The following is a 19,991-nucleotide window of genomic DNA, read 5'->3' on the forward strand; positions in this document are numbered from 1 at the left end:
GATTAGAAAAATCAATCTGCGAATCAACGGCTTTTTTCATTAGTCTATTTTCCGTTAATAACAGGTTTTAACATATTCACATAACCCTCCACACCTTCTGCCACTTCGCGAACGTATAAAAACTCATCGGCCATGTGCGAGCGACCAGAAAAACCTGGGCCACATTTCAATGATGGAATATCTAACAAAGCTTGATCAGAAGTTGTAGGCGAACCATAAGTAGTTTTTCCTAGTGCAATACCTGATTGTACGATAGGGTGATTTTTATCTATTGACGATGGTTTTAAGCGAATAGAGCGAGGCGTAACATCGCAGCTAACATTTGCTCTGATAATCTCCAAAACCTCTTCGTTAGTGTAAGAATCTGTTACACGAACATCAACCGTAAAAGTACAATTTGCAGGCACCACATTATGTTGCGAACCAGCGTTAATAATAGTAACCGTGATTTTCAAGGGGCCAAAAACTTCAGAGATTTTAGGAAACTGATAAGTTCTAAACCACTCAATATCTTTAAGTGCTTTATAAATGGCATTTTCGCCTTCTTCTCTTGCCGCGTGGCCTGCTTTTCCGTGAGACACACAGTCTATAACCAACAAACCACGTTCTGCTATTGCCAAGTTCATTTCTGTAGGTTCGCCAACAATTCCGAATTCCAATTCACCTAAATCTGGTAAAACCAATTCTAAGCCATTATTACCAGAAATTTCTTCTTCCGCCGTTGCGGCTAAACAAATGTTATATTTTAAATTTTCTTGAGGATAGAAATACAAGAAAGTTCCAATTAATGAAACCAAACAACCGCCTGCATCATTACTGCCTAATCCATACAATTTATCACCTTCAATAGCTGCATCGTAAGGGTCGCGAGTATAACCAGAATTTGGTTTAACCGTATCGTGGTGTGAATTTAAAAGCAACGTTGGTTTTGCAGCATCAAAATGTTGGTTATAAGCCCAAACATTATTCATTTTGCGATGGGTTTTTACGCCACGTTCTTCCAAAAACTGAGCGATTAAATTCGCTGTTCTATCTTCTTCCTTACTAAAGGATTGAATGCGAATTAGTTGCCGCAATAAATCCAGACTTTCTTTTTGTATGTTTTCTATCATAAGCCCCTCCCAACCCTACCGCCGCGGCGGTGAGGGCTTTGCAAAGTTTTTTATTATGTTATGTTTTTCGCGTGAGACCTTCCAAACTACTACCTCTTCGCTTTGGTCTTTCAGCTTTAGTCTTTTAGCTCTCTTTCGTGTATAAATTCCCTGCTTTTAAAGCCGAAAGTTTAATGCCCTTAATTAACGAAGAACTAAAGCCATTGTGCTCCATTTCGTTTAAGCCGGCAATGGTACAACCTTTTGGCGAAGTTACTTTATCTATTTCTGATTCTGGGTGTGTACCGTGTAATAGAAGTAAATCTGCTGCGCCTTTTGCAGTTTGTACGGCCATTTTTAACGCTTCATCTGCGTGAAAACCAATCTCCACTCCACCTTGTGATGCCGCCCTAATTGCCCTTAAAAAGAACGCGATACCACAAGCGCAAAGTGCGGTTGCCGAAGTCATTAAATCTTCGTTAATTTTAACAACCGAACCAACTGTTTCAAACATTTTGGTTACGTCTGCTATGTTTTCTGCTGATGCATTATCACTAGCAATACAAGTCATAGATTGGCCAATGGCAATTGCTGTATTTGGCATTGCCCTGATTACTTCAACATCATTACCTAATTTTTCTTTAACCGCAGCACAACTTACACCAGAAATAACTGAAATAACCAAGTGTTTAGCCGGATTTATAGCGGATGAGATCTCATCTAAAACTGTGTTTAATTGTTGTGGTAAAACTGCTAAAATCACTACATCTGCAGCTGCAACAGTTGCTTTATTATCATTGCTGATGTTAAATCCAGCAGCCTCAAAGGGCTTTAAATGATCTAAACTTCTACGTGTTAAAGTAATTTGAGCGGCAGTTGTATAGTCGGCTTTTACTAATCCTTTTGCTAAAGAAATCCCGATATTTCCAGAACCTATAATTGCTATTTTTTTTGTCATTTGATTACACAGATTTTGGTGATTTCACCGATTTATTTTATAATGTCATACTGAGCGCTTGCCCGCCGTGGCTGGTAGTCGAAGTATTTAGAAAAGCAGTTTCAGCAAATCTATTAATGTTAGTCCTGCTATGCGCTACAAGTTTTATTTTTGGTCTTCGACAAGCTCAGACTGACAAAATAAAGCTTTTCGCTACTATCAGGTTTAGTTTGCAAGGGCAGTGGTTAATTGGTTCCTTTTCCTTTCAAGCTAATAACCTTCTCGTTACTTTTTACCACCAAGGTACTAAGCTCACAGAGATTTTATATCCTTCGTGTTCATTGTGTCTTTGGGGTTTTCCCTTGCAAAATGCCTAGACATTACGCCAAGTCCCCTTTAGGGGATTTAGGGGTTTAACTTCGTTCCAAAACTCCCATTTTCCAATTCTCCCAATTCATCGGCCTTGCCAATATAAACTGCACTAACACCTTTATTTATTGCTTCAAAAGCATTATGGAGTTTAGGTATCATTCCACCTGCAACTGTACCATCTGCTTTTAAGCCTTCAAACTCACTTGATTTAATTTCACGAACAACGGTAGCATCATCATTAACATCTTTAAGCACCCCTTTTTTCTCGAAGCAATATACCAATCGAGTTTCATATAATAATGACATGGCAACCGCAACTGCTGATGCAATGGTATCAGCATTTGTATTTAGCAATTGTGTATCTCCATCGTGCGTAATAGCGCATAAAACTGGCGTTAATCCTGCTTTCAGCAAATTATTCAACGTTGTTGAGGAAACCGAATTTTCATCTAAATCACCAACAAAACCATAGTCGATATCTTTTACAGGGCGTTTTTTGGCTTTAATGATATTCCCATCTGCGCCGGTTAAACCAATTGCATTATTCCCTTTGGCTTGTAACTGGGCAACCATATTTTTGTTGATCAATCCGGCATAAACCATTGTTACAATACGCAAAGTTTCTATGTCTGTAATCCGTCTTCCCTCAACCATTTTGGCTTCTATACCTAAACTTTCACCAAGCTCAGTTGCTATTTTTCCGCCACCATGAACCAAAATTTTATCACCTGGTAAAGCATTAAAATCTAGCAAGAATTGATGCAAATTTTCGGAGTTGTCAATTACGTTTCCGCCTATTTTTATAATGGTTAGTTGTTTCATATATTTATCTTCATTGCGAGGCATAGCCTGTCCCGACCCTTCGAGAAAGCAATCTTAATGCGCAATACTTTTTAATCTATTGTTTCAAACAAATCTAGCCATTCTGGGTTCAAACCTTTTACGAGATTTATCTTTGACTGTCTATTTCCTCCTTTAATTCGTTTTTCTTCATCAATAGCTTCTTCAATGCTGAAAAAAGATTGATAATATACAAGTTTGTAGCATTTATACCTTGAGGTAAAACTTTTTAGGATAAATGCTATTCTTATGTTCCCAAACCCACTTCTTAAATCGGAAGTTACTCCTGTATAATAAACGCTGTTAAATTCGTTTGTCATTATGTAAACATAACCTCCTTTTCCCATAATGCATTTTGTATCGTCATTGCGAGGCACGAAGCAATCTTAATGCTTTATAAGGGTTGGCCACCCATAGTTGTAAGATTGCTTCGTTCCTCGCAATGACGAAGAAACTTACAATTCTTCCAACATCGCTTTGATCACCGCTTGTGCGGCCCATAAACGGTTTCCTGCTTCGTGGATAACCAATGAATTTGGTCCGTCCAAAATTTCAGACGACAATTCCAAATCACGGCGAACAGGTAAACAATGCATCACTTTAGCATCATTTGTTAGCTTTAACTTATCATTGTTCATCATCCAGCCATCTGGAAAATCCAATAGCTTTCCATATTCATTGTAGCTGCTCCAGTTTTTTACATAAACATAATCAGCATTTGCAATTGCTTCATCTAAATGATGAGAAATTTTGGCGCCAGTAGTGAAGCTTTCCTCCAATTCAAAACCTAGTGGCTGAGCAATGGTAAAATCTAACATTCCTTCGGCTTGAGCTCTACACATCCATTCGGCAAAAGAGTTTGGCACTGCTTGTGGCAGTGGTTTAATGTGAGGAGCCCATGCTAAAACAACTTTTGGCTTGTCGTTAGCACCCACTCTTAATGAGTTCCATGTTTCGTGTATAGTTACTAAATCTGCAAAACTTTGTAACGGGTGACGGGTAGCACTTTCTAAACTCACCACCGGTACAGCACAATATTTCACGAATTTGTTAAAGAAATCTTCGCTGTAATCTTCCTCTCTATTTTGCAATTTAGGGAAAGAACGTAAGCCTAAAATATCGCAATATTGCCCCATTACCGCAGCAGCTTCACGAATATGCTCAACAGTTGAGCCATTCATTACTACGCCATCTTGAGTTTCTAAAGCCCAGCCCTCTTTATCCAAATTCATTACCATTACATTCATACCCAAGTTTAAAGCTGCCTTTTGAGTGCTTAAACGGGTACGCAAACTTGGGTTCATAAAAACTAGTCCTAAGGTTTTGTTTTTACCCAAATCTTGGTGCGCATAAGGATTTGCCTTTAATGCAAGTGCATCATTTACAAATTGTTTGATGCTCGGAACATCGTGTACGGAAGAAAATAACTTCATATTATTATGCTGTTCGTTTGTCATGCTGAGCCTGTCGAAGCTTCTTTTATGAGATCCTTCCTTCGTCAGGATGACAAAAATTAATTAACTAGTTTGCTAAATGCATCCAAAAATTCCTCAGCGTGTGCTTTGGTTAAGTTTAAAGCTGGCAATAAACGGATTACATTTGGTTTAGCTTCGCCAGTAAAAACGAAATGTTTAAACAACAAATCTTTTTTAACGTTGGCTAATTCTTCTGGTAATTCAATACCAATCATTAAACCACGACCTCTAACTTCAATTACTTGTTCAAATTTATTTAATTCTTCGATTAAGTAACTACCGATTTCTTCGGCATTTTGCATCAAGTTATCTTTTTCCATCACTTCTAAAACAGCCAATGCTGCAGCGCAAGCTAAATGATTGCCGCCAAATGTTGTTCCTAATTCGCCGTGCCAAGGTTTAAACTTTGGCGCAATTGAAATTCCTGCAACAGGAAATCCATTACCCATTCCTTTTGCCGTTGTATAAACATCCGCTTCTACTCCAGCGTAATCGTGAGCATAAAACAACCCTGTTCTGCCATAACCACACTGCACGCTATCTGCAATGTAAACTGCATTGTACTCATCGCAAAGCGAACGGATTTTTTGCAAGAAACTTTTTGAAGCTTCTTTAATTCCTCCCACACCTTGTATGCCTTCTATAATTACTGCCGAGATTTCATCGCCCTGCGATTTAAAAGTTTCTTCTAAAGCCACCTCATTGTTGAAAGGCAAAAAGATTACATTTTTAGTTTGATTAATCGGCGCAACAATTTTCGGGTTATCGGTTACAGCAACGGCTAAAGAAGTTCTTCCGTGGAAAGCACCAGAAAAAGCGATTACCTTTTTTCTGCCATTGTAAAATGATGCCAATTTTAAAGCATTTTCATTAGCCTCGGCACCAGAATTGACCAAAAATAACTGATAATCGGTTTTACCAGAAACTTCGCCTAATTTCTCTGCCAATTGCACCTGCAAAGGAATTTTAACTGAGTTAGAGTAAAAACCAACTTTGTTTAATTGATCAGTTAAGCGAGTTACATAATGTGGGTTAGTATGACCAATAGATATTACAGCGTGACCGCCATATAAATCTAAATATTTTTGATTATTAGCATCCCAAACATTGCTGCCTTTCGCAGATACTATCGTAATATCATTTAAAGGATATACATCAAATAATTCCATTTTTTTTGAGTTTTTGTCATTCTGAGCTTGCGAAGAATCTCATTTTTTAAGTGCTTCGACAAGCTCAGCATGACAATGTTTTTTAAAAGTTCGCTGCCTTTAAGCGCAAACCACTATTTTCTTCCAAGCCAAACATTAAGTTCATATTCTGAACCGCTTGTCCGCTTGCTCCTTTTAAAAGGTTGTCTATAATGCTGATGATAAACAATTTATCACCATGTTTTTCCACGTGCACCAAACATTTATTTGTATTTACCACTTGCTTTAAATCAATGTTTTTCCGACTTACGTGGGTAAAAGGATGTGTGCTATAATAATCTTCGTAAATAGTTTGAGCCTCTTCTAAAGTCAAATCACTTTCTAAATACATTGAGGCCAAAATCCCTCTTGTAAAAGCTCCACGTTGTGGGATGAAATTAAGCCCCACCCCTAAATCCCCTAAAGGGGACTTCTTAGCAGCTTGCAAAAGACTTTCGCCTATTTCATTTAGGTGTTGATGTTCAAATGCTTTGTAGATTGAAAGGTTATTGTTTCTCCAGCTAAAATGTGAAGTTGTTGATAAGCTTTGTCCTGCACCAGTTGAACCAGTTGTAGCATTAATATGAACTTCGTTGTTGATTAATCCTTTTGCAGCTAAAGGCAATAAACCTAGCTGAATACAAGTTGCAAAACAACCAGGATTAGCAATGTTATTAGCGTTCTTTATCGCATTGCGATTTAGTTCGGGCAAACCGTAAACAAAGTTACGAGTTGAGAGTTTTGAGTTGTGAGTTAACCTAAAATCTTGAGACAAATCAATGATTTTAACTTTTTCATCTATAGGATTTGCTTCTAAAAACTTCTTCGCATCACCATGACCCACGCATAAAAATAAAACGTCAATATCTTGAGAAATTTGATCGGTAAATTTCAAATTAGTCTCTCCAAATAAATCAGTATGTACGTCAGAAATCAAATTTCCAGCGTTGCTGCTACTATTTACAAAAGCGATTTCTACGTTAGGATGATTGATCAGAATGCGTAACATCTCGCCACCTGTGTAGCCAGCTCCTCCGATAATTCCTACTTTTATTTTATTCATTTTTTTAAATTTATTGCCCTTCGACAAGCTCTGGATGACAACATTAGGGAGATTGCTTCGTGCCTCGCAATGACGATGCGCCTAAAAACCTCAACCCTCTACCTCACCATTAACTTTATGCCAAATCATCACCTGGTTACCAAAAATTTTAGAGAAACCTTTCACATCTTCGCCGCTCCAAGCATTGTTCATTTCGCCGTAGCTACCAAATTTATTACTCATTAAATCGTTAGCACTTTCTATACCGATGATATGGAAACGATATGGTAATAACTCTACAAAAACTTTTCCGTTAACGGTACTTTGGGTAGACGTTAAGAAAGCTTCCATATCTCTCATAATTGGATCGTGAAATTGACCTTCGTGCAGCCAGTTACCGTAGAAAGATGCTAAATTTTCTTTCCAGCTCAATTGCCACTTGGTTAAGGTATGTTTCTCTAAAGCATGGTGTGCTTTGATAATTACCATCGGCCCTGCTGCCTCAAAACCTACACGACCTTTAATACCGATAATGGTATCTCCCACATGTATATCTCTGCCAACACCAAAAGGAGCTGCAATTGCTTGTAATTTTTGGATAGCTCTAACTGGCGCTAATTGCTCACCATCTACAGCAACCAACTCTCCTTTTTCGAAGGTTAACTCAACTTTTTTGCTTTCTGTTTCAGTAACTTGGGTTGGCCAAGCGCTTTCTGGTAAAGATTGATGTGAGGTTAATGTTTCTGCGCCACCAACAGATGTGCCCCATAAACCTTTATTGATTGAATATTTCGCTTTCTCTGCTGTATACTCTACTCCGTGTTTCGCTAAGTATTCTATTTCCGCTTCGCGGGATAATTTTAAATCTCTAATTGGTGTGATGATTTCAACTCCTGGAATTAGGATATTAAAAATCATATCAAAACGCACTTGATCGTTACCAGCACCAGTACTACCGTGAGCTACGTATTCGGCACCAATCTTTTTTACATAATTGGCAATTGCGGTAGCTTGGCAAACACGTTCTGCACTTACCGATAGCGGATAAGTTGAGTTTTTTAAAACATTGCCGTAAATTAAATACTTGATGCTATCGTTGTAATAGTTTTCGGTTTCATCAACCGCAGCATGAGATGTTACACCTAAAGCATATGCACGAGCTTCAATTTCTTTCAGTTCATCATTAGAAAAACCACCAGTATTTACGACTACCGAGTGTACTTCAAAATCTCTGTCTTTAGTTAAATGGATGCAACAAAATGAGGTATCTAAACCTCCGCTAAATGCTAAAACAACTTTTTTCTTCATTATGTATTTATTTTAATGGGTACTCTCGTCATTGCGAGGCACGAAGCAATCTTACAACTATAATCCTTTCGCTTTAGGATTGGTTTACTTCGTAGCTGCTTCGCGGTCGTGCCTCGCAATGACGACTCTCTATTTTTTACTCCTATTTATTTAATAACGTTAAAAACATCAGTATTGATTTCATCTCATTACTGCCTTTATTTTTTTCAACTAAGCGCTGCTTGATACGCATAAAGCGCTCGTATAAACCTGGTTTTTTTTGTAATTCTTCGGCAAACTTTTTTGCTTCTTCATGCTTTTTTTCTGCCGGATCATATAACATCGCAGTACACATACAGTTTTTCCGCTCTTTCATTTTCAAGATCTCAAAGTTTACACAGCTTTGGCAGCCTTTCCAAAAATCTTCGTCTTGCGTTAATTCAGAATAAGTAACGGGTTCGTAGCCTAAATCAGAGTTAATTTTCATCACGGCTAACCCGGTAGTTAAACCAAATATTTTAGCTTTTGGATATAATTTTCTAGAAAGGTTAAAAATTTCTTGCTTAATGGCGTGTGCTAAACCACCTTTACGGTATTTCGGACTAACAATTAAACCAGAGTTAGCAACAAATTGGCCGTGACTCCAAGTTTCTATGTAGCAAAAGCCTGCCCAAGAGCCATCTTTATGGAAAGCAATTACCGCTTTGCCTTCTTTCATTTTGCCAGCAATGTATTCTGGCGAACGCTTAGCAATACCAGTTCCTCTAGCTTTTGCAGATTCAGCCATTTCGGTTACAATCTCTTCTGCAAAAACATGATGCTCTGCGATAGCGACTTGTACTATAAATTCATTAATATTCATTCGTTTCTCTAACGAAAAATTAAGGTATTCTTGTTAATTGGGTTTTTAGAGAGGATCAATTCCTCATTCGTAATAGTAAGATGTACTAAATACGTGGCGTATAATTTTGCCGATTGGTGGTGATATAAAATACAGGGTGCAAACGTTCAATAAACAGGCTATTAGCAGCAATATTTTTTGCTGCTAAGATAGAAAGTTTATGTATAATTTGTTTGCTCATTAGCTTTTACTGTTCTGTATTAAATTACTTGAGGCGCAAAGGTTTAAATAAAAAATGAGTTGTGCAATAAGAATCATATTTTTTTTACGATTTACATGATTTTGTTAAACTAATCTGACCCATTTTAGCGTTATTTATCTTTTTAAATATCATTTAACATAGTTTAACATTGCCCTTTTATTTTAAAAAACAATATTTGCTTAATATTTAACATTTTAATACCCCGTTCGTAATGAGAAAGTTTTACTCCTTAATTTTATTTTTTTTAACTATAACAACTATTATTTCTTGCAAAAAACAAGAAGTTGATACCACAGCATACACTGCTATAGCGGTAGTTAATGCATCTCCAACATCTGCAACTTATGATGTGTATCTGGGTGCTAACAAAATAAATGCTGCAGCTTTGCCTTCGGGTGGTGGTGTATCTTATGTGCAACAGGTTGCCGGAAACTATGATTTAAAATTCACTGTAGCTGGTAGAGGCGAGAGTGTTTTAACCAGAACGGTAAATCTTGAACAGAATAAATTCCAATCATTTTATTTAATAGGATCACCAACTTCTTTTGATGGTATTTTTACTGTAGATGATTTAACTGCTACTTCTACCACTCAGGCTTTTGTGAGATTTATTAATCTTTCGCCAGATGCACCCGCTTTAAGTTTAGCTGTTACAGGTGGCGCTGCAGTTGGATCTAGCCAAGCATACAAAGGAATTAGCACATTTGTACAAGTTGCGCCAGGTGCACAATCATTTGAGCTTAAAGACAATTCAGCTGTAGTAAGAGCTACGCTAACTGGAGTTAATTTAGTTGCCAATGGTTACTATACCATTATTGCAAAAGGCTTAGTTACGCCTGTTACTGCAACCGATTTACCTTTAGCGGCACAATTAATTGTAACCAAATAAATTCTTATTTTTTAGAAAAAGGTCTCAGCACAAAACTGAGGCCTTTTTTTTGTTTCAAATTTTCTTATTTAGAATTATTCAAAATAATTTGGATGTTATTAATTTGTGTTGTTAATTTGCAGCTGTTTATAATTAATCTAAATAAAAATAACGACATGCGAATACCATTACTAATCTCAACCCTATTGATAAGTTTATTTTCTTTACCTGTACTAGCCCAACAAACCGGCTTAGTAAAGGGTAAAATCACTACTTCCGATAGTCAACCAGCTATATATGTTAGCATTGGCTTAAAAGGAAAAAATCAAAGTACTACAACAGATGATAAGGGAAGCTATATCATTAATAGAGTTAAAGCCGGAAACTACATTTTAAGAGTTAGTGCGATTGGCATAATCTCGCAAGAAAAAGAAATTGAGGTAAAAAATGGAGAAACAATAACTGTAAACTTTACTTTAACGGAAGATAATCAGGCATTAAAAGAAGTAACTATAGCTGGCAAAAAGAATAAGTATAAAGTTAGTTTACCATCAGCTTCGCTTAGGCTAAACGAGCCATTGTTAGAAGCGCCTCAAAACATTCAAATTGTTAGTGATCAGGTTATTAAAGATCAACAAATTATTAGCATGAGCGATGGTTTGATAAGAAATGTGAGTGGTGCAGCTAGATCAGAACATTGGGGAGATTTATATACCAATATCAAAATGCGTGGTTCTCAAATTCAGGCAATGCGAAATGGTTTCAACTTTGTTTCTTCTTATTGGGGGCCATTAACCGAAGACATGAGTATTGTAGATCATGTAGAATTTGTAAAAGGCCCTGCTGGTTTTATGTTGGGCAATGGCGATCCGAGTGGTTTGTACAACGTAGTTACTAAAAAACCTACCGGGATAAACAGAGGAGAAGTGTCTGTTACTGTTGGAAGTTACGACTTGTACAGAACAGCAGTAGATTTTGATCATCAATTAACTAATGATGGTAAATTGCTTTTCAGACTAAATGCTGCGGCACAAACTAAAGGTTCATTTAGACCGTATGAAAGCAACGATCGTTATACATTTGCGCCATCTTTAAGTTACCAGCTTACCAATAAAACAAAAATTACAGCCGAATACGCATTACAAAATGCAAAAATGACCGAAGTTGGTTCATTCTATATTTTCAGTCCGAATGGTTACGCAACTTTACCAAGAGATTTTACATTTACGCAGCCAGGTGTAGAGCCAACTCGAATTAACGACCACAGTGCCTTCATTAACTTACAGCACAATTTTAATGATAAATGGAAAGCGACTGCTCAGGTTGCTTATTCAAAATACTTACAAACGGGTACAAGTTCATGGCCTTCGGCGGTATTTACCAATAACACCATCATTAGAAATGTAGGCATTTGGGATGCAGAAAGCAGCATGAAATTAGCGCAGTTTTTTATCAATGGGCAATTAAATACAGGCGGCATTGTACATAGAATTTTAGCCGGCTTTGATGGCGGCAAGAAAAATTATATGGCAGATTGGGGACAATCTCATGATCTAGATTTACCTTCAGCTCCTTTTAATGTAAATAACCCAAATTATGGTTTTCCATCAAATGGGTATCCAAATTTTGATAGAGAAACAAGTTTAACTGATAGAGCAATTGCAGCCGGCGGATTAATTGATCAGAAATATTTAAGCGCTTATTTACAAGATGAACTTGGTTTTTTTGAAAATAAGTTTAGGTTAACCTTAGCAGGAAGATATACTTATGTTAGTCAATCTGCATGGGGTGGTAATCCTGATAAGGCTAAAAAATTCACACCGCGTGTAGGCTTAAGTTATTCAGTCGATAAAAACACATCGATTTATGCGGTTTATGATGAGGCCTTTACTCCTCAAACTGGTTTCTTGCGCAATGGCAATAAAATTGATCCAATTACGGGTACAAACTATGAAGTTGGAATAAAGAAAGATTGGTTTGGAGGTAAATGGAATACCACTTTAGCTGCATACAGAATTGTTAAACAAAATGAGTTAGCAGCCGATCCATTTAATCAAGCTGGTGAAAGTTTTAGCATTGTAGTGGGAGAAAAAAGAGCACAAGGTATTGAGTTTGATTTAAGAGGAGAAATTACAGCTGGCTTAAAATTGATTGCCAATTACGCTTATACAGACGGCAAAGTTACCGAAGTTGCAGATGGCGTTACAAGCAATTTTGTTGGTCAGGCTGTACCAGGTTTTGCTAAACATGTTTCTAACGCTTGGTTAAGTTATACGTTACAAGACGGACTTTTAAAAGGAACAGGTATTTCTGCAGGTTTTACACATTTAGCTGGACGAGCGATGGGAACTTTTAGTGGTACAAATGAAGAGCGAAACCTTCCTAACTACTTTAAGTTAGATGGGGGTTTGTTTTGGGAGAACAAAAATTTGAGAATTACCGCCAACGCATTTAATTTGTTAGATGAATATCTTTTTACAGGAGCCTATTACACTGGTTACTGGAATGCACCGAATTATGATTTAGGCGTTTATTCATGGCAAGCAGAAGCACCAAGAAACTACAGATTAAGCGTAGCTTATAAATTTTAATCAGTTAAGTTTTTATACCAAGCAACATTGTGTTGCTTGGTTTTTTTTAAAATAACATCAAATGGGTTTCGTAAAACCAATAAAGAAAAAGAATAGGTTTAAATATTGGATTGGTAGATTACATCTTTGGTTGGGTTTAATCTCGGGTATATTTGTATTATTCTTGGGTCTAACGGGATGTATCTTAGCTTTCCAAAGAGAGATAGAAGATGCTATACAAACCTATCGTTTTACGAAAACACAGCAACAACCATTATTAGCACCAACTCAATTAAAAGCGATAGCCGATAAAGCATTGCCAAAAAAACATGCGCACAGCATAACCTATCAACCTGGTAGAAGTACGCAAGTGGTTTATTACGATCTGCTGGCTGATTATTATTACATTGTATTCTTAAATCAATATACAGGTGAAGTTTTAAAAGTTAAAAATATGGATGATGATTTTTTTAGGATCATCATTATGGGGCATTACTATTTGTGGTTACCGCCAGAAATTGGACAGCCTATTTTAACAACAGCCACGATGATATTTGTTTTTTTACTTATTTCTGGTTTAGTACTATGGTGGCCAAAAAGTAAGGCCGCAAGAAAACAAAGGTTTACTGTAAAACTAAAATCGAAATGGCGTAGGCTTAATTACGACTTACACAATGTTTTAGGTTTTTACATGATGTTTATTGCCATTTTTATTGGCTTAAGCGGCATGGTAATGGGTTTTCAGTGGTTTAGTAAATCTGTTTATTGGCTAAGTTCTGGTGGCAAAAGCATGAATATGTTTGAGGAAACTTACTCTGATACCACTTCATTAACCAATATCAATACAAACGTAAAAGCTGCAGATGTGTTATGGGCAAAATTTTTAACTGATGATCCAAAATTTAAAGGAAGCTTAGACGTACATATTCCTGAGGATGAAAAAGGAGCAATAGAAATTGCCAAAAACTTAGACCCAACAACTTATTGGAAAGCCGATTATCGCTATTTTGATCAGCACACGCTAAAAGAAATTGAAGTGAAGCACATGTTTGGAAAATTTGACAATGCCACACTTGCAGATAAAATCATTAGAATGAACTACGATATCCACATTGGTGCGATTGCAGGTTTGCCAGGAAAAATCATTGCCTTTATAGCTAGTTTAATTGCCGCAAGCATGCCTGTAACCGGTGTAATGATTTGGTTGGGCAGAAAAAAGAAAAAAAATCTATTGCACCCTAAAAGCTAAGGTTATAGTTGGCCCATCGGTCGGTGTCTCACCCAATGCTATTAACTTATGAAAGTTCGTCAATTGCGAGGGTCGATTTTCCATCGCCCGAAGCAATCTCATTCTTGACTTATCGGTCGGTGTCTCACCGACCGAAACAAAATCAGCAAGGTTTCGACTGACAATAGAATATAAAAATCTTCAAATCTGCGGCTTTCTTTTGTAGTATGATTAACTTGCTTAACCAAACTATCTACCATGAGAAAGCTTTTAATCATATCTATTTGGCTTATATCTGCAAACTGTTTTGCACAAGATTTAAAATATGCTCGTAAAACTTTAAACACCTTAACATCTAAAGAACTTTGGGGCAGAGGTTACACCAAAAACGGTATGGCTAAAGCGGCAAATTTTATTGAATCAGAGTTTAAATCTTTTGGTTTGCAACCGATGGATGGGAAAGATTTTAAGCAGCCATTTATGTTTTCGGTAAATACTTTTCCGGATAAAATGAAGCTTATAATTGACGGCAAAAAGTTAATTCCAGGTAACGATTTTATTGTACATCAAGCAAGTGTTGGCTTAAAAGCCAAAACAGATTTAGAACAAAAAGACAGTGTTAATTTTTTAGCTGCATCAAGCAGGATATTGGTTACGTTGGAAGATAAATTAACTTGGTCTGTATCGCAAAAAGTAGAAGATTACACGCAAATTTTAATTAAAAAATCTGCACTAAGCTCAATTCCAAAAAACATAGTTATTGATATTGAAAACCAATTTATTCCTGATTTCAGCGCAGCTAATATTGCCGGATTTATTAAGGGAACTGCAAAGCCTGATTCAACGATAGTAATTACAGCTCATTACGATCATTTAGGCGGAATGGGAAGTGAAACATTTTTCCCCGGGGCAAATGATAATGGAAGTGGCGTTTCATTTTTACTCAGTTTAGCCAAGCATTACGCTAAAAATCCACCCAAATATTCCATCGCATTTATCTGCTTTGCAGCAGAAGAGGCAGGTATTTTAGGCTCCAAATATTTTACTGAAAACCCACTTATCCCATTAGATAAAATTAAATTTTTAATAAACGTTGATATGGTTGGAACTGGCGAAACTGGTGCAACCGTTGTAAATGCAACACAATACCCTAAAGAGTTTAAATTGCTCAATAAAGTTAATGAAGAAGGACAGTTTTTAGTAAAGATTAATCCTCGTGGTAAAGCAGCAAATAGCGATCATTATTTTTTTACTGAAAAAGGAGTGCCTGCATTTTTTATGTACACGCAAGGCGGAATTTCTGCTTACCACGATGTTTTTGACAAGCCTCAAACCTTACCATTTACTGTTTACGAGAATTTGTTTAAACTTTTTGTAGGGTTTAATCAATCGTTAATGAATTAGTTCTTGTCACGCTATTGTAGCGTTAATTGTTAGCCACAAACATTTCAATTTACTTGTTGTTAATTTGAAAAAATTTATAAATCATGTCGTTACTTTTCTCTCCAATTAAAATCAAAAATATCGAGTTAAAAAATAGAATTGTGGTATCGCCAATGTGCCAATATTCTGCTAAAGATGGTTTCCCTAATAATTGGCATTTGGTGCATTTAGGTAGCAGAGCTGTTGGTGGTGCAGGTTTAATTATTGCAGAAGCAACTGGTGTTTCTCCAGAGGCTCGTATTTCTGTTGGCGATTTAGGTTTATGGAAAGATGAACAAATAGAAAAATTTAAAGAGATTGTGGATTTTATTCATGAAAATGGATCAATTGCTGGTATCCAATTAGCTCACGCAGGGCGAAAAGCAAGTTTTGATATCCCATGGGAAAACCCTTTACAATTAGATAAAGATCAAGGTGGTTGGGATACTGTTTCGGCAAGTAGTGAAATTTTTAACCCTACCGACAAAACACCAATTGCTTTAGACTTACAAGGAATAGCAAAAGTAAAAGCTGATTTTAAATCGGCTACAGAAAGAGCAATTAAAGCAGGTTTTAAAGTGATTGAAATTCATGCTGCCCATGGTTATTTACAACATCAATTTTTATCGCCGATAAGCAATAAAAGAACCGATGAATATGGCGGAATTTTCGAAAACAGAATTCGTTTGTTAATGGAAACAGTTACGGCCGTGCAAGAAGTTTGGCCAGCAGAAAACCCTTTATTTGTTAGAATTTCTGCAACAGATTGGGCAGAAGGCGGTTGGAATTTAGAAGAATCTATCCGTTTATCAGCTTTGCTAAAAGAAAAAGGAGTTGATGTAATTGATACCTCTAGTGGTGGTTTAACTTTAGCACAACAAATTCCTTTAAAACCTGGTTATCAGGTAGAATTTGCTGCTGCAATTAAAAAAGAAGTGGGCATAAAAACTGGAGCTGTAGGTTTAATAACTGATGAAAACCAAGCAGAAGAAATTTTACAAAACGGCCATGCTGACTTGATTTTTATGGCAAGAGAACTATTGAGAAGCCCATACTTCCCGCTTGATGCGGCATTTAAATTAGGTGACGATGTGAAATGGCCTGCTCAATATGAAAGAGCCAAACCCAGAAAACATTCCTAATTTTTTAAATTTTAAACTTATCTTGTAAAATGTTTAATAAATACCTTGGCAAAAGTAAGTTTCAATTAATGCTTATCGTGTTAGTGTTGATTATTTCATCTTGTAAAAAAGGCGATCCTTTTATCAATTTACCATTATTTGGTCCGAACCAAGAATTTTATGCTTTGGCAGACAATAATTTATTGAAATTTAATGCTGGTAACATCAAAACAGCTGCATCGCAAGTAGCAGTTACAGGATTAACTGCAACTACAGAGAAATTATTGAGTATAGATTTTAGACCAGCAACAGGCGAACTTTATGCGGTAAGTAATGCAAGTATAATTTACATAATCGATGCAACAACTGGAAAAGCCAGAGCTGTTGCAAGCACGGCATTTACACCTGCATTGGCTGGCGATGTGGTGAGTTTAGATTTTAATCCGGTAGTAGATAGGATTAGGATAGTTACCAATACTGGTCAAAATTTACGCTTAAACCCAGAAACCGGTTTGGTTGTAGCAGCAGATGGTGCAATAAATAACACCAATATAAATGGGGTAGCCTACAATAATAATTTTGCAGGAGCAGAAACTACTACCTTATATGATATAGATTTTTCGGCTAAAGTGTTATATAAACAAGATCCACCAAATAATGGCACCTTGGTTAAAGTTGGCGATTTGCAATTAGATTTAGGCACAAACGTAAGTTTTGATATTTCTGCAGACGGCAAAAATGCAATTGCCATCGGCAAAACAGCAACTCAAGCAAATTTGTATACCATTAATTTAACTACTGGCTTAGCAGAATTAAAAGGTAGGTTTCCGAGTAATTTAAATATACAAGGTATTGCAATGCCCGTAAACCAAGTAGCTTATGCTGTTTCCGGAAGTGAGTTGTTGATTATTAATTTAACCGCATCAAACGTTCTGAAGAAACCGATTACTGGTTTGCAAAGTGGCGAAACTATTTTAGGAATGGATATGCGACCAACAAATGGGCAATTGTATGCGTTAGGAAGTACAAATCGTTTATATACGGTTAACATTGGCAATGGAGCCTTTACAGAAGTTGGTTTGTTAACTACACCACTGGCTGGCACAAGTTTCGGTTTCGATTTTAACCCTGTTGCAGATTTAATTAGAGTTGTAAGTAACACAGGGCAAAACTTAAGGGTAAACCCCACTACCGCAGCGGTAACCGTTGATGCAAATATTACAACCGCAACTGCAACCTTAAGCGCTGCGGCATACACTAATAATTTTAAAGGGGCAAACGCTACAGCGCTTTATGTAATAGACCACACTTTAGATCGTTTATTTAGTCAAGAAGCAAATACAGGTATTTTAACTACCATAGGCGATTTAAAAATTAATGTTGAAAGTGCTAATGGATTTGATGTGATGAGCACCGCCACAACAAATATAGCTTATGGTGTTTTTACCGTAGCAGGTAAAAGTGAAATTTACAAGCTAGATTTGGCAACTGGTTTAGCTACTGCTATAACAACTGATTTTGGCTTTGCGGTATCAGCGTTTACCTTAGGTTTAAGATAATAAAGCATTATCTCTATGTTTTGGAGCTGTATTCTTTTTAGGGTACAGCTTTTTTTGCTTATAACCCTTTATTGCGGCAAATATAGCTGCAGCTTAGTACCATTAGAGCATTGGCGGCGAGTACGTCAACTCTGCAAATAACTGAAGTTGGTGTCCGAGTTAACGTACTACAAAAAATAATTGCAATACATAATCAGAAAATGAGCGCAAGAAATTCTTAGGGATAAACAGTCCCGTTGTTCGCTTTATCTTTTTTATTGTCCTTCGACAAGCTCAGGATGACATAAAAAAGTATGCCGCTACCACCGGGTTTAGTAACAATGTACTGTAGCCCGATAGCAGCTCTCCAAAATAGCTTTTACTTTAATTTTAGCCCTTGGTTAAGCGGTACCCTAATGTAACTAAGTTAAAGGTGGTTAAAATGTTGGCAAGGACACCAACATAAGAAAGCTCCAGCGTTGGCGTTCCCGCCAACGCTTAATTTAATTACATTGAGCTGTACCCTGTAGAAAGGAGAGCAGACACGAAGCGATGCCAGCCTGCCGGCAGCCATACAAGCGAAACAAAGGAACAAATTTGATGAGGCGCACAAGTATTGCGCTGCTAAAAATTAGTATAAAAAAATCCTCTAAGTAAACTTAGAGGATTTATAATTTATACGCTTCGACAGGCTTAGCGAGACAAGTTTTATTTGTTAACGTACATTACTTCTTTAACCGCTTTAACTACTTTTTCTGCATTTGGCAAACTAGCAGCAATTAAAGTTGGTGCGTATGGCAACGGAACATCAGCACAAGTAATACGTAAAATTGGCGAGTCTAAATGATCGAATGCATTTTTCTGAACATTAAAAGTAATCTCAGAAGAAATTGAAGCCAATGGCCAAGCTTCTTCTACAATTACCAAACGGTTTGTTTTTTTAACAGAGTTGATAATAGTTGCATAATCGATAGGGCGAACCGTTAATAAATCGATAACTTCTACGCTGATACCATCTTTAGTTAATTCTTCTACAGCAGGATTAACTACACGTGTTAACATTTTACCGAAAGTTACGATAGTTACATCAGTACCTTCTTTGGCAACAACTGCTTTACCAATTTCTAAAGTGTATTCTTCTTCAGGAACTTCTCCTTTATCTCCATACATTACTTCAGATTCCATAAAAATTACTGGATCTGGATCGTTAATAGCTGCTTTTAATAAACCTTTAGCATTATAAGGAGTTGATGGAATAACAACTTTTAAACCCGGACAGTTCGCAAACCAGTTCTCGAAATTTTGAGAGTGTTGCGCACCTAATTGACCAGCATTACCAGTTGGACCACGGAAAACGATTGGCACCGAAAACTGGCCACCGCTCATTGATAAAATCTTTGCAGCAGCATTGATAATTTGATCAATAGCTACCAATGAAAAATTGAAAGTCATGAACTCGATGATTGGAATTAAGCCATTCATTGCAGCACCAATACCGATACCTGCAAAACCTAATTCAGCAATTGGTGTGTCAATAACGCGTTTGTCGCCAAACTCATCTAACATCCCCTGACTAACCTTATATGCACCATTGTATTGCGCAACTTCTTCGCCCATTAAAAAAATGTTCTCGTTTTTACGCATTTCTTCGTTCAATGCTTCGCGTAGTGCTTCTCTAAATTGGATTTCTCTCATTGTTTATTCAAAAATTACCAAGTGCAAATATAACTATTGTATCGTAATTTTAAAGTAGTGTTTTAATTACAATATCAAATGTATTTAGAATATGGATAAAGCAAGTTTTAGCCAAATTAAATTTTAGTTTTTTGGTCGTATTAATCCCGAACATTCGGGATCCGCTGTATCTTTTTGGTTTTAACAAACCCAAAAGAATGCCGCTGTCATCGTTA

The 19,991-nt window shown here is 36.8% G+C and carries 16 protein-coding genes; 6 read left to right on the forward strand and 10 right to left on the reverse strand.

The window, feature by feature from the left end; translation table 11 throughout:
• Positions 1 to 44: 44 nt before the first annotated feature.
• From FA045_RS07405 to FA045_RS07445, 9 genes are all read right to left on the reverse strand, one after another.
• Entirely contained in the window at positions 45 to 1,112 is a 1,068-nt protein-coding gene (locus FA045_RS07405) for a M20 family metallo-hydrolase (protein WP_136876037.1), read from the reverse strand.
• A 124-nt stretch (positions 1,113 to 1,236) separates the two neighbouring features.
• On the reverse strand, positions 1,237 to 2,049 hold the full coding sequence (proC, locus tag FA045_RS07410) for a pyrroline-5-carboxylate reductase (RefSeq protein WP_136876039.1): 813 nt from the start codon (positions 2,047 to 2,049) through the stop codon (positions 1,237 to 1,239).
• Between the two features lie 384 nt (positions 2,050 to 2,433).
• Positions 2,434 to 3,222, reverse strand: a complete 789-nt coding sequence (gene argB, locus FA045_RS07415; protein WP_136876041.1) for an acetylglutamate kinase — start codon at positions 3,220 to 3,222, stop codon at positions 2,434 to 2,436.
• A 71-nt stretch (positions 3,223 to 3,293) separates the two neighbouring features.
• The gene (locus FA045_RS07420; RefSeq protein ID WP_136876043.1) at positions 3,294 to 3,587 is read right to left on the reverse strand and encodes a GIY-YIG nuclease family protein; all 294 of its coding nucleotides are present in this window, start codon (positions 3,585 to 3,587) and stop codon (positions 3,294 to 3,296) included.
• A gap of 108 nt (positions 3,588 to 3,695) precedes the next feature.
• On the reverse strand, positions 3,696 to 4,673 hold the full coding sequence (locus tag FA045_RS07425; protein WP_136876045.1) for a Rossmann-fold NAD(P)-binding domain-containing protein: 978 nt from the start codon (positions 4,671 to 4,673) through the stop codon (positions 3,696 to 3,698).
• An 80-nt stretch (positions 4,674 to 4,753) separates the two neighbouring features.
• Positions 4,754 to 5,884 (reverse strand): aspartate aminotransferase family protein, encoded by a 1,131-nt coding sequence (locus FA045_RS07430; RefSeq protein WP_136876047.1) that lies wholly within the window; start codon positions 5,882 to 5,884, stop codon positions 4,754 to 4,756.
• Positions 5,885 to 5,966: 82 nt separating this feature from the next.
• Positions 5,967 to 6,965, reverse strand: a complete 999-nt coding sequence (gene argC, locus FA045_RS07435) for an N-acetyl-gamma-glutamyl-phosphate reductase (RefSeq protein ID WP_136876049.1) — start codon at positions 6,963 to 6,965, stop codon at positions 5,967 to 5,969.
• A gap of 90 nt (positions 6,966 to 7,055) precedes the next feature.
• Positions 7,056 to 8,252 (reverse strand): argininosuccinate synthase, encoded by a 1,197-nt coding sequence (gene argG, locus FA045_RS07440; protein WP_136876051.1) that lies wholly within the window; start codon positions 8,250 to 8,252, stop codon positions 7,056 to 7,058.
• Positions 8,253 to 8,394: 142 nt separating this feature from the next.
• On the reverse strand, positions 8,395 to 9,093 hold the full coding sequence (locus FA045_RS07445; RefSeq protein ID WP_136876053.1) for a GNAT family N-acetyltransferase: 699 nt from the start codon (positions 9,091 to 9,093) through the stop codon (positions 8,395 to 8,397).
• Between the two features lie 452 nt (positions 9,094 to 9,545).
• Here FA045_RS07445 and FA045_RS07450 point away from each other — a divergent pair, with 452 nt between their 5' ends.
• The 6 genes from FA045_RS07450 to FA045_RS07475 all read left to right on the forward strand — a co-directional run bounded on the left by FA045_RS07450 (position 9,546) and on the right by FA045_RS07475 (position 18,102).
• Complete coding sequence (locus tag FA045_RS07450; protein ID WP_136876055.1) at positions 9,546 to 10,223, forward strand: DUF4397 domain-containing protein; 678 nt, start codon at positions 9,546 to 9,548, stop codon at positions 10,221 to 10,223.
• Positions 10,224 to 10,378: 155 nt separating this feature from the next.
• Positions 10,379 to 12,793 (forward strand): TonB-dependent receptor, encoded by a 2,415-nt coding sequence (locus FA045_RS07455; protein WP_136876057.1) that lies wholly within the window; start codon positions 10,379 to 10,381, stop codon positions 12,791 to 12,793.
• Positions 12,794 to 12,854: 61 nt separating this feature from the next.
• Positions 12,855 to 14,021 (forward strand): PepSY-associated TM helix domain-containing protein, encoded by a 1,167-nt coding sequence (locus FA045_RS07460; RefSeq protein ID WP_136876059.1) that lies wholly within the window; start codon positions 12,855 to 12,857, stop codon positions 14,019 to 14,021.
• Between the two features lie 237 nt (positions 14,022 to 14,258).
• Positions 14,259 to 15,404: a M28 family metallopeptidase gene (locus FA045_RS07465; RefSeq protein WP_136876061.1), complete on the forward strand. Its 1,146-nt coding sequence runs from the start codon at positions 14,259 to 14,261 to the stop codon at positions 15,402 to 15,404.
• A gap of 83 nt (positions 15,405 to 15,487) precedes the next feature.
• Positions 15,488 to 16,564, forward strand: a complete 1,077-nt coding sequence (locus FA045_RS07470) for an NADH:flavin oxidoreductase/NADH oxidase (RefSeq protein WP_136876063.1) — start codon at positions 15,488 to 15,490, stop codon at positions 16,562 to 16,564.
• Between the two features lie 29 nt (positions 16,565 to 16,593).
• Positions 16,594 to 18,102, forward strand: coding sequence for a DUF4394 domain-containing protein (locus FA045_RS07475; protein WP_136876065.1), 1,509 nt, complete (start codon positions 16,594 to 16,596; stop codon positions 18,100 to 18,102).
• A gap of 687 nt (positions 18,103 to 18,789) precedes the next feature.
• On the opposite strand, the gene FA045_RS07480 is transcribed toward FA045_RS07475, so the two are convergent.
• Positions 18,790 to 19,776, reverse strand: coding sequence for a pyruvate dehydrogenase complex E1 component subunit beta (locus tag FA045_RS07480; protein ID WP_136876067.1), 987 nt, complete (start codon positions 19,774 to 19,776; stop codon positions 18,790 to 18,792).
• Positions 19,777 to 19,991 lie beyond the last annotated feature (215 nt).

This window comes from Pedobacter cryotolerans (assembly GCF_005116475.1).
GTDB classification, from domain to species: Bacteria; Bacteroidota; Bacteroidia; order Sphingobacteriales; family Sphingobacteriaceae; genus Pedobacter; species Pedobacter cryotolerans.

Excerpts from the sequence above, each read along its gene's own strand:
- FA045_RS07480 (WP_136876067.1), bottom strand. The coding sequence starts at position 19,776 with ATGAGAGAAATCCAATTTAGAGAAGCACTACGCGAAGCATTGAACGAA.
- argG (WP_136876051.1), bottom strand. The coding sequence starts at position 8,252 with ATGAAGAAAAAAGTTGTTTTAGCATTTAGCGGAGGTTTAGATACCTCA.
- FA045_RS07475 (WP_136876065.1), top strand. The coding sequence starts at position 16,594 with ATGTTTAATAAATACCTTGGCAAAAGTAAGTTTCAATTAATGCTTATC.
- FA045_RS07445 (WP_136876053.1), bottom strand. The coding sequence starts at position 9,093 with ATGAATATTAATGAATTTATAGTACAAGTCGCTATCGCAGAGCATCAT.
- FA045_RS07450 (WP_136876055.1), top strand. The coding sequence starts at position 9,546 with ATGAGAAAGTTTTACTCCTTAATTTTATTTTTTTTAACTATAACAACT.
- argB (WP_136876041.1), bottom strand. The coding sequence starts at position 3,222 with ATGAAACAACTAACCATTATAAAAATAGGCGGAAACGTAATTGACAAC.
- proC (WP_136876039.1), bottom strand. The coding sequence starts at position 2,049 with ATGACAAAAAAAATAGCAATTATAGGTTCTGGAAATATCGGGATTTCT.
- FA045_RS07465 (WP_136876061.1), top strand. The coding sequence starts at position 14,259 with ATGAGAAAGCTTTTAATCATATCTATTTGGCTTATATCTGCAAACTGT.
- argC (WP_136876049.1), bottom strand. The coding sequence starts at position 6,965 with ATGAATAAAATAAAAGTAGGAATTATCGGAGGAGCTGGCTACACAGGT.
- FA045_RS07455 (WP_136876057.1), top strand. The coding sequence starts at position 10,379 with ATGCGAATACCATTACTAATCTCAACCCTATTGATAAGTTTATTTTCT.
- FA045_RS07420 (WP_136876043.1), bottom strand. The coding sequence starts at position 3,587 with ATGGGAAAAGGAGGTTATGTTTACATAATGACAAACGAATTTAACAGC.
- FA045_RS07430 (WP_136876047.1), bottom strand. The coding sequence starts at position 5,884 with ATGGAATTATTTGATGTATATCCTTTAAATGATATTACGATAGTATCT.
- FA045_RS07405 (WP_136876037.1), bottom strand. The coding sequence starts at position 1,112 with ATGATAGAAAACATACAAAAAGAAAGTCTGGATTTATTGCGGCAACTA.
- FA045_RS07460 (WP_136876059.1), top strand. The coding sequence starts at position 12,855 with ATGGGTTTCGTAAAACCAATAAAGAAAAAGAATAGGTTTAAATATTGG.
- FA045_RS07425 (WP_136876045.1), bottom strand. The coding sequence starts at position 4,673 with ATGAAGTTATTTTCTTCCGTACACGATGTTCCGAGCATCAAACAATTT.
- FA045_RS07470 (WP_136876063.1), top strand. The coding sequence starts at position 15,488 with ATGTCGTTACTTTTCTCTCCAATTAAAATCAAAAATATCGAGTTAAAA.